The sequence below is a fragment of the Brevibacillus fluminis genome, from assembly GCF_052072235.1.
In the GTDB taxonomy this organism is placed as follows: Bacteria; Bacillota; Bacilli; order Brevibacillales; family Brevibacillaceae; genus Brevibacillus_D; species Brevibacillus_D fluminis_A.
Genome location: NZ_CM125436.1, coordinates 3,419,243 through 3,433,912 on the forward strand (window position 1 = coordinate 3,419,243; position 14,670 = coordinate 3,433,912).

The 14,670-nt window shown below is 52.7% G+C and carries 15 protein-coding genes; all 15 read right to left on the bottom strand.

Annotated features, from left to right (window positions below; genetic code table 11):
- Positions 1-60 precede the first annotated feature (60 nt).
- Positions 61-765 (bottom strand): 30S ribosomal protein S2, encoded by a 705-nt coding sequence (gene rpsB / locus ACTID9_RS16980; protein WP_441065824.1) that lies wholly within the window; start codon positions 763-765, stop codon positions 61-63.
- Between the two features lie 170 nt (positions 766-935).
- Positions 936-1,595, bottom strand: a complete 660-nt coding sequence (locus ACTID9_RS16985) for a hypothetical protein (protein WP_441065826.1) — start codon at positions 1,593-1,595, stop codon at positions 936-938.
- The gene (locus ACTID9_RS16990) at positions 1,588-2,130 is read right to left on the bottom strand and encodes a DUF6115 domain-containing protein (protein WP_441065828.1); all 543 of its coding nucleotides are present in this window, start codon (positions 2,128-2,130) and stop codon (positions 1,588-1,590) included. Before ACTID9_RS16990 ends, ACTID9_RS16985 begins: the two co-directional genes overlap by 8 nt.
- A gap of 21 nt (positions 2,131-2,151) precedes the next feature.
- The gene (locus tag ACTID9_RS16995; protein ID WP_441065830.1) at positions 2,152-2,478 is read right to left on the bottom strand and encodes a hypothetical protein; all 327 of its coding nucleotides are present in this window, start codon (positions 2,476-2,478) and stop codon (positions 2,152-2,154) included.
- 15 nt (positions 2,479-2,493) lie between these two features.
- On the bottom strand, positions 2,494-3,900 hold the full coding sequence (locus ACTID9_RS17000) for a DUF342 domain-containing protein (protein WP_441065832.1): 1,407 nt from the start codon (positions 3,898-3,900) through the stop codon (positions 2,494-2,496).
- Positions 3,901-4,199: 299 nt separating this feature from the next.
- On the bottom strand, positions 4,200-4,994 hold the full coding sequence (locus ACTID9_RS17005; protein ID WP_441065834.1) for a FliA/WhiG family RNA polymerase sigma factor: 795 nt from the start codon (positions 4,992-4,994) through the stop codon (positions 4,200-4,202).
- Positions 4,995-5,011: 17 nt separating this feature from the next.
- Positions 5,012-5,389, bottom strand: a complete 378-nt coding sequence (locus ACTID9_RS17010; RefSeq protein ID WP_441065836.1) for a hypothetical protein — start codon at positions 5,387-5,389, stop codon at positions 5,012-5,014.
- A 3-nt stretch (positions 5,390-5,392) separates the two neighbouring features.
- Entirely contained in the window at positions 5,393-5,878 is a 486-nt protein-coding gene (locus ACTID9_RS17015; RefSeq protein WP_441065838.1) for a chemotaxis protein CheD, read from the bottom strand.
- Entirely contained in the window at positions 5,865-6,494 is a 630-nt protein-coding gene (locus tag ACTID9_RS17020; RefSeq protein ID WP_441065840.1) for a chemotaxis protein CheC, read from the bottom strand. Before ACTID9_RS17020 ends, ACTID9_RS17015 begins: the two co-directional genes overlap by 14 nt.
- A gap of 3 nt (positions 6,495-6,497) precedes the next feature.
- Positions 6,498-6,974 carry a chemotaxis protein CheW gene (locus ACTID9_RS17025; protein WP_122916520.1) on the bottom strand — a complete coding sequence of 159 codons (477 nt, stop codon included), beginning with the start codon at positions 6,972-6,974 and terminating at the stop codon, positions 6,498-6,500.
- A 15-nt stretch (positions 6,975-6,989) separates the two neighbouring features.
- Entirely contained in the window at positions 6,990-9,071 is a 2,082-nt protein-coding gene (locus ACTID9_RS17030; protein WP_441065841.1) for a chemotaxis protein CheW, read from the bottom strand.
- Positions 9,072-9,089: 18 nt separating this feature from the next.
- Entirely contained in the window at positions 9,090-10,292 is a 1,203-nt protein-coding gene (locus tag ACTID9_RS17035; RefSeq protein ID WP_441065843.1) for a protein-glutamate methylesterase/protein-glutamine glutaminase, read from the bottom strand.
- A gap of 41 nt (positions 10,293-10,333) precedes the next feature.
- Positions 10,334-11,206, bottom strand: coding sequence for a MinD/ParA family protein (locus ACTID9_RS17040; RefSeq protein ID WP_441065845.1), 873 nt, complete (start codon positions 11,204-11,206; stop codon positions 10,334-10,336).
- The gene (gene flhF / locus ACTID9_RS17045; RefSeq protein WP_441065846.1) at positions 11,199-12,623 is read right to left on the bottom strand and encodes a flagellar biosynthesis protein FlhF; all 1,425 of its coding nucleotides are present in this window, start codon (positions 12,621-12,623) and stop codon (positions 11,199-11,201) included. The genes ACTID9_RS17040 and flhF overlap by 8 nt, the downstream gene beginning before the upstream one ends.
- Positions 12,620-14,656, bottom strand: a complete 2,037-nt coding sequence (gene flhA, locus ACTID9_RS17050) for a flagellar biosynthesis protein FlhA (protein WP_441065848.1) — start codon at positions 14,654-14,656, stop codon at positions 12,620-12,622. The genes flhF and flhA overlap by 4 nt, the downstream gene beginning before the upstream one ends.
- Positions 14,657-14,670 lie beyond the last annotated feature (14 nt).

A 14,670-nucleotide genomic window follows, 5' to 3' on the forward strand; every position in this document is an offset into this window, starting at 1 on the left:
GTCTATCCTGAAAAAAAGAGTGGACGAGGTTCTGAAGCCCTCAGTCCACCCTCGCATGTCTTACGCCGTGGTTGTTTGTTCAGCGCCTTGGCTGCCTTCCAACAAAGCGTCAGCCATTTTGTTGGTCAACAATTTAACAGCGCGGATTGCGTCGTCGTTACCAGGGATCACATAGTCGATCTCATCCGGGTCGCAGTTTGTATCAACAATGGCAACGATCGGGATGTTCAATTTGCGAGCTTCAGCAACAGCGATGCGCTCTTTACGTGGATCAATGATGAACAGAGCGTCAGGCAGGTCGTTCATGTTCGCGATACCGCCCAAGAACTTCTCCAGACGATCCATTTCTTTACGCAGTACGATTACTTCTTTTTTCGGCAGTACATCGAAAGTACCGTCGGTTTCCATACGTTGCAGCTCAGCCAGGCGAGCAGTACGTTTTTTGATGGTTGTGAAGTTGGTGAGGGTACCACCCAACCAGCGTTGGTTGATGTAGTAGTGGCCTGTACGTTCAGCCTCTTCCTTCACAGCTTCTTGCGCTTGCTTTTTCGTACCAACGAAGAGGATTTTGCCTCCGTTAGCAGACAGTTCGCGAACGAAGTTATACGCTTCTTCGACTTTCTTTACTGTCTTTTGCAAGTCAATGATGTAGATACCGTTACGTTCGGTGAAGATATAGCGATCCATTTTTGGGTTCCAGCGACGAGTTTGGTGACCAAAGTGTACACCAGCTTCGAGCAGCTGTTTCATGGAGATTACCGCCATAGCAACACACCTCCTTCAAGAAATGGTTTTTTGTGCCCACCCCCAACCGCATCTCCCACCAAAACTGCGAAACTCGCAGCACCGTTGACAGGATTGGTTGACGTGCGTATTGAACTGAACACCGTAGAAAACTATATCATATGGCAAATCCAAATGCAAGAAAGCCCGCCTTATTTTTTCGGCGGGGTTGTAATACGTTTCACAATTTCGTCAATGCTTGTCCCTTTAGGGATTTGGTAGGTGTTTGCCCGGATGCGGTCGAGCTTGCCGGCGGCGCGCAGCGCGTTCACCAATTGATCCGCAGATTGGATCAAGCCTGCATCGGCAAGCAGCTTGCCGGCAGCGGTCGCATTGGTTGCCCCCGGGATGCGCACCGTGACCAATTCAACCGGTACCCCAGGCGATGTCACTTGCGGCTCCTGTGCGGTCGGCTGTGCCACCTGCGGCGCTGCTGATGCGGAGTCAGGCTTGCTTGGCGCTGTGGCATCAGGCGCTTTGCCCGGCTGCGCCGCAGGCTGCACAGGAGCGGATGGCTGCCCCGGCTGATTGGATGGCGCTGTATCGCCTGCTGCCGGCTGCTTCGGTGCCTGTGTCTGCGGCGCTGTTGGCGAAACGGGCGCCTTCGCTGGCGACGTTGCGCTTTTATCCGTATTTTTGAGCTTGTTGTATTCCGCCTTGGGCATGAGCACAAGCTGCCTTTGCTGCGCGATCGCCGCCAGTTCCTCCTGTGTCAGCGCTTTCTGTCCGGGCTGTGCCGGATAAAACCACATGACCGCCGCAGCTGCAATGAGGCCGCTGCCCAATCCGTATAAAAAAGAGCGACTACTCATGGGCACGCCCTCTTTCTTGCGGCGCAGCCAGCGAGAAGATCAGTTCAAGCTCACCGCGGCCCGCTCCCAGCTGCTTGGCGATTTCATCAAGGGACAATCCTTCCCGCTGAAGCGCGAACGCGCGTTGAAACCGTTCCCGCAGAAAGAGTGTATCTTCCTGAACGCGCGGCGTTTCGTTGTCGCCGATAGATGGCGTCTCTTTTGGCGTTTCGCCCCCGCTTCTTTCCAATTGCGCGCGAACTGCACCAAGCTCGCTTTCAAGCGTCTGGATGCGCTCCTCCAGCTGATCCAAATCCGAACGCAAATTTTCCTTGGTTTTGCGCAGGTTCGCAACCACCAATTCGTTTTCTTGCTTCACTTGATGCACAAAGCGCTGCAAGCTCTTCTCCATCTCTTGACGTTCCTGCAGCTTTTGCTCTTGCGAACGCGACTGCGCTTGTCCGGAAGCTCCCTTTTGCCGGATGGTTACAATCAATGCGATAAGAAGGATAAGAAGGCCTGCCCCCATCAAAAGATAGATTGGTTGTTCCAGCATACTCACACACACTTTCTGTTTTTACAATGAGATGTCAACGTGGCGTCCACGCAATGGATCTTTCATCGGAACATGCGGCTTGCGCGCTTCCGCTTGTCTGCTCTCTTCCCATTGCTCCATCGCTTCCTGCGATTTCCTGCGTTCGCGCTCCCTGTCTTCTGTATTGTACCCTTTTGCCGATTTTTCCAGCTCTTGCGTGCGGACCCGGTTGTGCTGGTCCTCCTGATTCCGCTCGGCAATGATCGACTGCTGCTCATGCCACAAGCGCTGCTGATGATTTTCCTGCTGCCGCCCCAGCTCCTGTGTCCGGGGGATGGCTACCTGCAGTTCCACTGCCTTCAAGCTCATGCCTGTCTCACTCCCCTACAGAAGTGTCGATGTGCTGATCTCGCCGTCAATCATAACAAAACGGGTGTGAGAAAACTCCTGCTTGATAAACCGGACCATCCGTCCAAATACGAGCTTGATGCCCGGGTACATCACGGAATGGATTTCGACCGCTGCCGGCGAGTCGCCCTCGATCAGCTTCTCGATTTCCTGTCGTCTCGCATCCAATTTCTTGCCATCCTTTTCCAGCATGAGGCGCGTGTTGGTCAACTTGATTTGCAAGGCGCGCTTGTCCGGTGTCAGGTCTCCCGTTGTCTGCATCAATTGATTCAGAACATTCAGACCTTGATCCGCTTTGCGCATATTTTCATGGATCACTTGCAATTCGCGCTGGATCGTCGCCAATTCGTTGCGAAGCTCGGGTTTTGCCCCCACTTCCAGGACAGTCGGCGTCGCGCTGGCATTCCCGATGACGCGGGCCACGATTTTTTCGCCTGCTTGCAGCGTCCCCCCGATAATAAAGCCTTTGGCTCCGCGGCAAATGATGTTTTTTCCCGCACGCACATTGGAAAACATGATGCTCTGCGACACGATAACATCGCCTTGTGCCGAGACGTTGCCGTTTTGGATGAATGAGGTCTTGATCGTATTGCCTGCGACGACCGAACCTTTGTCCTGGGCGACGATGCCGCTTTTGATCTCGATCGATCCGGTTGCTTCCAGCTCAGCGCCTTCCACGCTTCCCAAAATGCGGATGTCGCCGGACGCCTTGATGCGAAAACCGGTCGGTACATTGCCACGAACCACAACCGTTCCAACAAAATCGATGTTGCCTACGCTGAAATCGACGTCGCCCTTCACTTCAAATACGGGGAACACGTTGATTTTTTGATCGTCGGAAAAGGAGACTTGCCCGTCAATTGCGGAATACAAGAGCGTTTTGTCTTCATTCAGCACGACGTTTTTCCCCGGCTTGATGATGACCTCTTTGCCCTTTTTCGCCACAACCGCCGCTCCGGTGATGTCACAGCCGTCAATTCCCGGCACAGGCGGCACTTTGCGCGCCAAAAGCTGTCCACGTGACACATTGGGAATGCTGACGATGTTGTAATAATCGACGCGTCCATCATCCATTTCTTTCGGTTTCGGCTCATCGCTCATCAACGATTGGAACGCAAACTCGACACGACCGTCCGTCCCTGGCACCGGCGGCATCCCATCTGCGATCGGCTGGGGCTGGTTCACATAGCGCCGCGGATCATTGCAAATTTGTTCGATCACATGCTCCAAAATTCCGAATTCAACCTGCTGGCTCTTTAAAAACTGGCGAATCTCACTTTCCGTAATGTCGATTTGCCCATTTTCAGAATGAATGATCAAATCGGCTTGCATGCGGTCAGGCGAGACCACCAATTCCAAAGAATGTAGCTTTGCGTCCTGCAAACGACTCCCTCCTTGGCATTTAAAATGAAAAAACTTCCTTCGAGGCTGTCCATCGGTGCAAAGCCGCAAATGCTGCGACTATCGCATTCACGTGCATCAGACCCCCCTTGAGAAGTTGCAAATTGCGAATACGGGAAGAAAAACTTCTTGAAGAAAGCCTGATACATGCTGGCCCAAGCCAGATATCAGACTTGGTGCCTTGCCTTCTTCTGGAAGTTTTTCTTCCGTCCCAAAAGATTTCATCCTCAATCGTGTCAAAACCTTCTTTTTCGATCCAAAATGATCATCTATTGAAAAAGCTAATTGTTCATTAGCTGATTTTTCCAACGCTGCAGGGCTGTGCGCATGCGGAAAATCGCCTTGGAATGCAGCTGGGAAATGCGTGACGGCGACAGGCTCATCGCCTCGGCGATCTCTGACAGCGTCAATTCCTCGAAATAAAACAGGGACACGACCAGCCGCTCTTTTTCCGGCAGCTTATCGATTGCCAGCACAAGGATTTCCTTCAGATTGTTTTTTTCCGCAACCGATTCCGGCCGTTTCGTTACTTCATCTACGATATAGGAATGGCGCGCCGTCTTCTGCTCATCTTCATCCCCAACCACTTCATCAATCGAAATCATGGAGGCGAGAGACGTGTCATAGACAACCTGCTGAATTTCCTTTTCCGTCATGCCCAAGTAATCGCATAGCTCGCTTTCGGTCGGCGTGCGCAAGTTTTGCTGCTCAAGGTGGGTGTAGGCTTCCTCGATTTTTTTGGCCTTATCGCGTACCGTGCGAGGAATCCAGTCATTTTCCCGCAGCCCGTCAATCATTGCTCCACGTATTCGCCACATCGCATAGGTCTCAAATTGCAAGCCTCGCGTGTGGTCAAATTTAGACAGTGCATCGAGAAGGCCCATTCGTCCATAGCTGACGAGGTCATCCTTGTCCACGTTGCTGGGAAGGCCAATCGCCAAACGGTTTGCCACCTTGTTGACGAGCGGCAAAAATTGTGTCACCAAGTCAACCTCGGCTTCTCGGCTGCCTTCTTCCTTCCACATTATCCACTTGTCGAATTCTTTTGCTTTGTCTTGGTTGTTTACGCGAGTCATGCAAAAACCACCAACCTTTATTCATCAGCTAACCGCCTAATGATATTTGCAATCTTATCAGGGTCTTCCTCTACTTCCGTTCGGTCCAGTCGCGGTGGCTGAAACGGCGTAAATGATTCTGCCAGATCACGTTCCGCTTCCGCGCTGTGAGGGCCATGCGCCCCTGCTTCAGGCGTAACCAAATCGACGTGATTGCCGACATCCGGCGTGGCCGCTGGAGACGCAAACAAGCCGATCAGCCAGCGGACAATATAGGTTGCGATAAAAAAGACCAAAAATGCGATGAATGCACGCCAAAGCGATACCGACCACACATTTTGAAAGACCGCGGAAAGAAACGTGAAGACAAATGCGGCCGCTCCGACAGCGAAATTCAGCACGATTGTTCCCGCCATCGTCTACACTTCCTTTATTCCTTGATTTACGGTGCGTATTTGCAGAATGCCGGTTGCCGCATCCATTTCGATGGTTCGTCCGCAATTTCCCCCCGTATCTTCCGCCACGATGCGTATGCGTGCCGAGTGCAGCATCTCCTTGCACGCCTCCACATTGCGCGGCCCGATCCTCATCGTGTCATTTCCGGACATGAAAGCGAACATTTGCGCCCCGCCGGCCAATTTGGCAATCATGTTGCGGGTGAAAGACCCGGCAGCTTCCATGTCGGCAATCAGCTTCGGGATCGCTGTATCTGCATATTTTCCGATATTGAGGTCGGCTGTTTTGCCGAGAGAAGAATCAGGCAGCATGACATGCGCCATGCCAGCGATTTTTTTTGTTTCATCAAAGAGGACGACCCCTACACACGAACCCAAACCGGTTGTGCGCAGACGATCGGGCGGAAATGCGATGCCTAAATCAGCCATACCTATCTTAATAATTTCCATCGAGAGGGACTCCTAATGAGATAAATAGTTTTTCAAAAGAGTCAGGGTCCGGAATTAAGAAGAAATGTCCTTTAACCTGGTTATTGCCTTCAAAGAAGGAGGTGTTGATCGTCAGGGCGAAGTCGCCGGAGCGGCCCAACTCAATCAGGCCGTAGCTCAGTACGGCGCCGGCCATATCGATTGCCAGGGCCGGTACCGATGGCTGCAGGTTCAGCCCGGTGAAATCTGCCAAGGACGACAAGTACGAGCCGATCAGGATATTGCCAATCTCGTGGAGCGCAGAAGCCTCCATATCGGTCAGGCCATAATCCTCGCTGACTTCCATTCCCAAAAGCTCTTTGAGCAAATTGCGCGCCGACTGCAAATCGACGATGAAAAACATGCTGCCCGGGCAATCGCCTTCCACACGCAAAAAGACCGTAACGACCACAGCTTCCATTCCGCCAACGAAATCTGCAATCTCGTCAAAGGTGATGACTTTGACTTGCGGCACCTTCATATCCACTTCTTTTTGAATCAGCTTGGAGAGGGCGGTCGCTGCATGCCCCGCCCCAATATTTCCAATTTCCCGAAGAACGTCCAATTGAAAATCTCCATAGTTCGAGAAGTTTGTCATAAGTTAAACCTCAAACGCATCAAGCTGTTTGATTTCTTCTGTATTCAGGACTTTGTCCAAATTCAGCAGAATCAACAGACGTTTCTCTAATTTCGCTACACCGCGCAAGTAAGCGGCTTCCACGCCTCCCACAACTTCTGGCGGCGGTTCGATGGAGCTGAGCGGAATATCGATGACATCGTTTGCCGCATCAACGATCAACCCCACTTCCAGCTCGCCAACGGCAACGATGATGATGCGTGTCGATTCGGAATACGTCGCTTCATCAAGTGCAAAACGGCTGCGCAGGTCAATGATCGGCGTAACTACGCCGCGCAGGTTGATGACCCCTTTGACGAATTTTGGCGTCCGCGGCACACGGGTAATGTGCTCCAGCTTCTCGATGGATTTCACCTGGCTCACTTCAACGCCGTACTCTTCATCCTTTAGCCGGAACACAATGACTTTCACTTCTCGGATAATTTCTTTTTGCTCGATCATTTATGATTCCCTCCCTTACTTGATAAGCGAATTGCAATCGATAATCAACGCAACCTGACCGTCGCCCAAAATCGTGGCACCCGAGATTGCGAACACATTGACCAAGTATTTGCCCAGCGATTTCAACACGATCTCTTGCTGACCGATAAACGAGTCAACGACGAGGCCGGCCATTTTTTCGCCTTTGCGCACGATGACAACCGCCACCTCATCATCCTTGGCTGTCCCGTTGTCAGGAATTTGGAAGATGTCTTTCAGGGAAACAAGCGGCACCACTTTTCCACGGAAATCGATCACTTTTTGACGATGCGCCATCATGATCTCATCCTGGCGGAAGACCGCTGTTTCGATGATGGAGCTGAGCGGCACGGCGAATTTCTCGTCTTCGACCTGCACCAGCATCGCGGAAATGATCGAAAGTGTCAGCGGGAGTTGAATCAGGAAGGTTGTGCCTTGTCCTGGATTGGAATCGACGCTCACCGAACCGCCGAGGGATTCAATTTTGGTCTTTACCACATCCAGTCCGACACCGCGTCCGGAAATATCGGAAATTTGTTCAGCCGTGCTCAAGCCGGAAGCAAACAGCAGTTCATAAATTTGCTTGTCGGAGAGGGAATCCGCATTCGTTTGATTGACGATCCCTTTTTCGATCGCCTTTTTCAAGACGCGCTCTTTGTTGATCCCTTTACCGTCGTCTTTCACTTCAATAAAGACATGGTTTCCGCTATGGTACGCTTTCAGCTGGACCGAACCTTCTTCGGGCTTGCCCGCTTTTTTGCGCTCTTCCGGCCACTCGACACCATGGTCAATCGAGTTGCGCAGCAAATGCACCAACGGATCGCCGATCTCATCGATGACGGTTCGGTCCAGTTCGGTTTCCGCGCCGAAAATTTCGAGATTGACTTTTTTGTTCAATTCTTTTGCCAAATCGCGCACCATGCGCGGGAAGCGGTTGAACACTTGCTCGACCGGAACCATGCGCATCGTGAGGATGATGTTTTGCAAATCGCCGCTGATGCGGCTCATATGCTCAACCGTTTCCTGCAGCTCGCTTTTGCCCAGCTCGCGTGCCAGCTGCTCCAGACGGCCGCGATCGATCACAAGCTCGCTGAAGAGGTTCATCAAAATGTCGAGGCGCTCGATGTCGACACGAATCGTTTTGCCTGTAGAAGCTTTTTTCACGGCAGCCTGTCCGTTGTCCGCCTCTTTTTTGCTTCCGTTTCCTGCATCCGCCGTCTTTTGCGGAGCAGATTGGGTAACTTCCGCCTGTTTCTTTTGCAGATCCGCTTCGACATGCTCTTTCAGCTGTACGACCTCAAGGAGCACTTCATCGATTTCGGAGATGTTTTCGATCGCCTTTTTGATTTTTTCGGCCGGCTGCGAGGAGAGATACACCACTTCAAAGAACGAGTCGAACTTCTCGTTCTCGATCTCCTCTGCACTCGGCTGCGATTTGATCACCTCGCCCATCGACTCCAGCGCATCGAACACCATGTACGCGCGCGCCGCTTTCAGCAAGCAGTCTTGGCGCAGTGTGACACGGATGGAATACGGGACATTGCCGGATTCCTTGGATTGGCGAATGATGGTGATCGCGTAATCATCCAGTCCGTAGTCGCGGGTTTCTTCAACGTTTGTTTGTTCCGGAGCAACCGCGACGGCGCTCGCCGCTACTTCCACAATGGACTGCTCCACTTCCGCATGCGGCTTCGGCACATCGCCAGAGACGATCGCACGCAATTTGGCAACCGGTTCCGAAACGTCCGCTGCCCCATCGCCGCCATCGATGATGTTGTACACCATGCCCTCCAGCAAATCTACACTTTGAAAAATCACGTCCATGAAATCGCTGTTGATTTGCAGCTTGTGGTTGCGAATCAAATCGAGCACATTTTCGGTCTCATGGGTCAGGCTTGCCATATCCTCAAAGCCCATCGTCGCCGCCATCCCTTTGAGCGTATGTGCGGAACGGAAAATCTCATTGACGATCTGAATGCTATTCGGATCATTTTCCAAAAGCAGCAGGTTGGAGTTGATGGCCTGCAAATGCTCCTTGGACTCTTCAATAAACATGTCTAGGTATTGATTCATATCCATGATACATCCACCTCCCAATCAGTTGACGAGCCTTACTAGCGTCTCCGCGATTTTTTCCAGGGGTACTACATGATCTGCCAATCCGGCAACGACCGCAGAACGCGGCATACCGTATACAACGCAGCTTGATTCATCCTCGATGATACTCGTCACTGGCCCGGCCTCTTTCATTTGTCGTAATCCCTTAGTCCCATCGCTTCCCATGCCTGTCATGATAATTGCCCATTTGCTAACATTTGTCAACTTGCTCACTGATTCGAATAGTACGTCTACTGATGGACGGTGCCCACCGCGCGGATCTGCCTGATGTAAATGAATCGTAAGTTGTTTCCCGCTCTGTTCAGCGACTTCCATATGGTAGCCCCCTGGAGCTATGTAGACGGTTCCCGCCTCCAGCGCTTGTCCGTTTTCCGCCTCGACGACGTGCAGGCCGCAAAGCGTGTCCAATCGTTGGGCCAAGGAACGGGTAAAGCCGGGCGGCATATGCTGGACGACCACAATCGGCGCCGGAAACTGGGCCGGTATCGCCGTGAGCAACGTTTGCAGCGCTTTCGGTCCGCCTGTCGACGTCCCGACTGCCACCAGCTTTGAAAACGAGGTTCCCAGCGGTGCGATCCGATTTTGTTTCATCGGAGTCACAGAAGGTGGCGTCGCTTGTGTTGACGCGGTCTCCCGCTCAGCCGGAGCCGCAGGCGGACGCGGAAAACCCAAAGGCTTTGCAGGCGGTTGCGGTTGCACAGCGGGACTTGGCGCCGGTGATGGCGATGGAATGGACGCGGATGGCTTGGGTGCGAATCCGCCCGGCCTGCGCTGTCTCATTCTGGTCAAAGCCGCCGCTTTCACCTTTTCCACGATTCCGTCCGCCACCTTATGTATATCCAAAGAAATCGATCCGGATGGTTTGGTGACGAAATCAATCGCTCCGAGTTCCAGCGCACGAATGGTTTGCTCGGCCCCCTCTCTCGTCACGCTGCTGAGCATGACGACTGGTACGGGATGCTCCTTCATCAGCTGTTCCAATGCTTCCAAGCCATTCATGATCGGCATTTCAAGGTCGAGTGTGACGACGTCCGGCTGAAGACTCTTCACTTTTTCTACGCATTCTTTTCCGTTTTTCGCCCGATCGATCACTTCGATCGACGGATCTTCTGATAATATATCGGATATGACTTTCCTCATAAAAGCTGAATCATCTACCACGAGAACCCGAATTGTCTTCATTGCAGCTGCCCCCTCTCCCTATAAGCCTTTTTCCTTCCATCCTATCGAATCATGTTTCTCATTTTGGCGAAAAACCCTTTGAGTCCGCCTGACCCGGTTTCGATCGACGAAACGGCCCCAGCGCCGCGGGTATAAGCCGCAACCAGCTCTCGGATGCCTTTTGCCGCAGCCGATTGCGGATACGTCAGGAAAAAGGGCTTCTGCTGCTTCACCGATTTCGAGACATGGGCATCATCCGGGATCACCCCAAGCGTGGACAGCTCCATGTCGAGAAACCGTTTGGCGACCATCGCCAGTTTGTCTGCCGTCTGCTTGCCTTCCTGATAGCTGCTGACCCGATTGATCACAAGCCGAATCGCCGTCTGCGGATTTTGCGAATGGATCATTTTAATGAGTGCATACGCGTCGGTGATGGATGTCGGTTCGGGCGTCGTGACCAAAAGAACTTCGTCTGCCGAGAGGATAAACCGCATGGATTCATTGCTGACCCCCGCTCCGGTATCGAACAGGAGGACATCGGCATAGCCCTGCAAGTTTTCAAGCTGGCGAAACAGCGTGTCCAGCTTGCCGTCATCAACCTTCATCATTTGCGAAAAGCCCGTTCCTCCCGCGATGAACTCCAGCCCGCCAGGACCTTTTTCGAGAATATCCCAAACGGTTGTCTGCGGCTCAAGCAATTGCAGCAAATGTTTTTTGGAGCTGATCCCCATCAGCACATCCAGATTGGCAAATCCAAGGTCAGCGTCGAAAACCACTGTTTTTTGCCCGCTCTCCAACAATCCCAGGGCAAAATTCAGGGTGAAGTTCGATTTGCCGACTCCGCCTTTTCCGCTTGTAACGGTGATCAGCCTCGTTGCCTTCCCTTCCTGCGATTTCTGCAGCCGTTCGCGCAGCTGTGCGGCCTGATCACGCATACGCCCGTTCTCCCAAAATCAGGCTGGCGACGACTTCCGGGGTTGCAATGACGATGTCATCCGGCACGTTTTGCCCGATTGTGATGTAGGAGAGCTTCAGACCGAATTCATGTGTCACATTCAGAATGGAACCAAAGATCATCGTTTCATCCGCTTTTGTGAAAATGACCTTATGAATCGATACATCTTGAAAGTTTTGCACAATCGGCTTCATATCGCTATAGCGGGAAGTTAGGCTTAAAATCAGGTAGTTTTCACTGTCCGTTTCCTTCTCCAATAAGTCCATGATCCCCTTGACATACTCATTGTTACGGTAATTGCGTCCGGCTGTATCGACAAAAATCAGGTCACAATGGGCGAGACGATCCATCGCAATCGGCAAATCTTTGGCAGCAAACACAACCTCCAGGGGCACGTTTAAAATATTCGCATATGTCTTGAGCTGCTCCACCGCTCCGATTCGGAACGTATCGGTCGTGATGAAACCAACTTTTCGCCTTTCCTTGAGCATCGCGTCGGCTGCCAGTTTCGCGATGGTCGTCGTCTTGCCAACGCCGGTCGGACCAAAGAAAAACGCCACTTTTGTCGTGCGGCTGATGTGCGTGGAAACCGGTGCGGCAGCCGCAACCTGCTCCTGGATGACGGTGGCAGCAAGCTGATTCGCTTCTTCATCCGCAAGTGATTCTGTCTTTTCAAGCCGTTTGGTCATCTCTTGCAAAACAACCATGCTAAGCTCCGGCAGAAGCTCCTGTTCCATCAAACGATCGCGCACCTTGCGCAAGGCATCCGGCAGCACCTCGGTGCCATCCGGTTTCAGCAGAAGCTTTTGGAACACGTGCCGCATATCGCGCAACTCTTGGGCGAGGTCTCCGCTTGGCTGCGCCACCGCTTGTTTCAGCTTCTGGCCTTCTGCGCCAGCGCTCATGCTTGCCACCTGTTGCGGCGGCGATTCCACGCGGGCAATCGCCGCTTCTGCTTGCGGAATCGATGCGGTTCGTGGCGTTTGGTCCATTTCCGCTTTTTCTTGAACCGCAGCCTGCTGCAGCGATGCTTCCGCTGGCGCTGCCAGCTCCGCCACAGCAATTGCAGGAGATGCAGCAGCCTTCACCGGCTGTGGCCGTTTCGTCTCTGTCGTTTCAGGTGATGAACTGCCGACAGTTCGCTGGTAGGCTTGCTTGGCAACATAGGAATTGACCGGAGCGGCCGCTTGCGCAGGTCCCCCTTTTTCCGAGCGGTCATTCGCCTGTTTGGCATCGACCGCCGCGATTACTTCAATCTGCCGCTTGCTGAACAAACCCATGAAGCCACCGGTTTTCACTGGTTTGGTATTTAAAATAATCGCGTCCTTGCCAAGGTCGATCCTGATCTTTTCCAAGGCATCAGGCATCGAATCCACCAGATAACGTTTCACCCTCACTGCACATTCACCATCCCTACACTTTGCACTTCCACATGAGGTTCAAGCTCGCTATACGAGATCACCGGAATATCCGGCATCATGCGCTCCATCAGCTGCCGCAAATACATGCGGATCGCAGGCGACGCCAGCAAGATCGGCTGCTGCCCGGTGGCGGCGACTTTGCCAACCTGCTCGGACATGCTTTGGTAAATCCGCTGCGTCGTATCCGGGTCCATCGCCAGGTAGCTTCCTTGCTCGGTCTGTTCGATGCGGTCCGAGATCGCTTTCTCCAATCCTGGACCAGCGGTGATCACGACCAGCGGCTGACCGGGTTCGGTATACTGCAGCGTAATTTGCCTTGCGAGCGCCTGGCGCACATATTCGGTCAGCACTTCCGGATCTTTGGTGTACATGGCGTTATCGGCCAGCGCTTCCAAAATTGCTGGCAAATTGCGCACCGAAATTTTTTCTTTCAGCAGCTTTTGCAAAACTTTTTGCACATCGCCGACCGAAAGCATGCCGGGAATCAGCTCGTCAACCAGCACAGGCATCATTTCCTTGATGTTGTCGATCAAGGCTCTCGTCTCCTGGCGGCCCAACAGCTCATGCGCATGACGCTTGATGATCTCTGTCAAATGCGTGGCAACGACCGACGGCGGATCGACCACCGTATAGCCGGACAGCTCGGCAACTTCCTTATACTCTTCTGTTACCCATAATGCAGGCAAACCAAACGCGGGTTCTTGCGTCGGAATCCCGACAACGGAATCGTCATCGAATCCAGGACTCATCGCCAGGTAGTGATCGAGCAAAATTTCTCCCTTTGCGATTTGGTTCCCCTTGATCTTGATGACATATTCATTCGGCCGCAATTGAATGTTGTCGCGAATCCGGATGACGGGTACAACGATACCCAGCTCCAGCGCGCACTGGCGGCGAATCATGATGACGCGGTCGAGCAAATCCCCGCCTTGTTTCGTATCTGCGAGCGGGATCAAGCCGTATCCGAATTCGAACTCGATCGGATCCACCTGCAACAGATTGACGACACTTTCCGGCGATCGGACTTCGTCCATTTTTTGCTCCGCTTCCTGTTGTGCCGTTTCCACCACTTTTGTATTCACCCTTCGCTGAAGCTGCCTGCCCCCATAGGCGAGAATCCCGGCGATCGGAAATGTTGCAAATATCCCGATTGGCGTCAAAATTCCAAGGAAAGCGATGGCACCAGCCACAATGTACAATAGTTTCGGATGGCCGAACAGCTGACCGGTAATGTCGGAACCGAGGCTGTCATCGGATGTCGCGCGGGTTACGATAATCCCTGTCGCCGTCGAAATCAGCAGTGCGGGAATTTGGCTGACCAGCGCATCCCCTACGGAAAGATTGGTGAAGTGCTTCGCCGCCTCACCGGCACTCATATCGAGAAAAGCCATCCCGATAATGAAACCGCCGATGATGTTGATAATGAAAATGATAATCCCGGCGATGGCGTCCCCTTTTACGAATTTGCTGGCACCATCCATCGCGCCGTAAAAATCCGCTTCCCGCTCGATTTTTTGACGGCGATTCCGCGCTTCGACGTCCGTGATCATACCCGCATTCAAATCCGCATCAATGCTCATCTGCTTCCCCGGCATCGCGTCGAGCGTAAAGCGTGCGGCTACTTCCGCCACGCGCTCCGAGCCTTTCGTGATCACGATGAACTGGATGATGATCAGGATCAGAAACACGATAAAACCGACCACCTGGTTTCCACCGACAACGAATTGGCCGAAGGCCTCGATGACCCTGCCGCCTTCGCCGTGTGAAAGGATGTTCCGCGTGGTCGATACGTTCAAGGCAAGTCGAAACAGGGTCGTTAACAGCAAAAGCGTAGGAAAGATCGAAAATTGCAAAGCCTCTTTGGTTCTCATCGATACGAGCAAAATCGTCAATGCCAACGAGATATTCAAGATCAACAATAGATCCAAAAGGGCAGGTGGGAGGGGGATTACCATCATGACGACGATGCTGATCACAAAGAATATAATGCCAAGTTCTTTTGCCCCCACGACTGTCTCCTCCT

Bases quoted from the DNA above. Each gene is read 5' to 3' on its own strand.
- rpsB (WP_441065824.1), bottom strand. From the start codon at position 765: ATGGCGGTAATCTCCATGAAACAGCTGCTCGAAGCTGGTGTACACTTT.
- ACTID9_RS16985 (WP_441065826.1), bottom strand. From the start codon at position 1,595: ATGAGTAGTCGCTCTTTTTTATACGGATTGGGCAGCGGCCTCATTGCA.
- ACTID9_RS16990 (WP_441065828.1), bottom strand. From the start codon at position 2,130: ATGCTGGAACAACCAATCTATCTTTTGATGGGGGCAGGCCTTCTTATC.
- ACTID9_RS16995 (WP_441065830.1), bottom strand. From the start codon at position 2,478: ATGAGCTTGAAGGCAGTGGAACTGCAGGTAGCCATCCCCCGGACACAG.
- ACTID9_RS17005 (WP_441065834.1), bottom strand. From the start codon at position 4,994: ATGACTCGCGTAAACAACCAAGACAAAGCAAAAGAATTCGACAAGTGG.
- ACTID9_RS17010 (WP_441065836.1), bottom strand. From the start codon at position 5,389: ATGGCGGGAACAATCGTGCTGAATTTCGCTGTCGGAGCGGCCGCATTT.
- ACTID9_RS17015 (WP_441065838.1), bottom strand. From the start codon at position 5,878: ATGGAAATTATTAAGATAGGTATGGCTGATTTAGGCATCGCATTTCCG.
- ACTID9_RS17020 (WP_441065840.1), bottom strand. From the start codon at position 6,494: ATGACAAACTTCTCGAACTATGGAGATTTTCAATTGGACGTTCTTCGG.
- ACTID9_RS17025 (WP_122916520.1), bottom strand. From the start codon at position 6,974: ATGATCGAGCAAAAAGAAATTATCCGAGAAGTGAAAGTCATTGTGTTC.
- ACTID9_RS17030 (WP_441065841.1), bottom strand. From the start codon at position 9,071: ATGGATATGAATCAATACCTAGACATGTTTATTGAAGAGTCCAAGGAG.
- ACTID9_RS17035 (WP_441065843.1), bottom strand. From the start codon at position 10,292: ATGAAGACAATTCGGGTTCTCGTGGTAGATGATTCAGCTTTTATGAGG.
- ACTID9_RS17040 (WP_441065845.1), bottom strand. From the start codon at position 11,206: ATGCGTGATCAGGCCGCACAGCTGCGCGAACGGCTGCAGAAATCGCAG.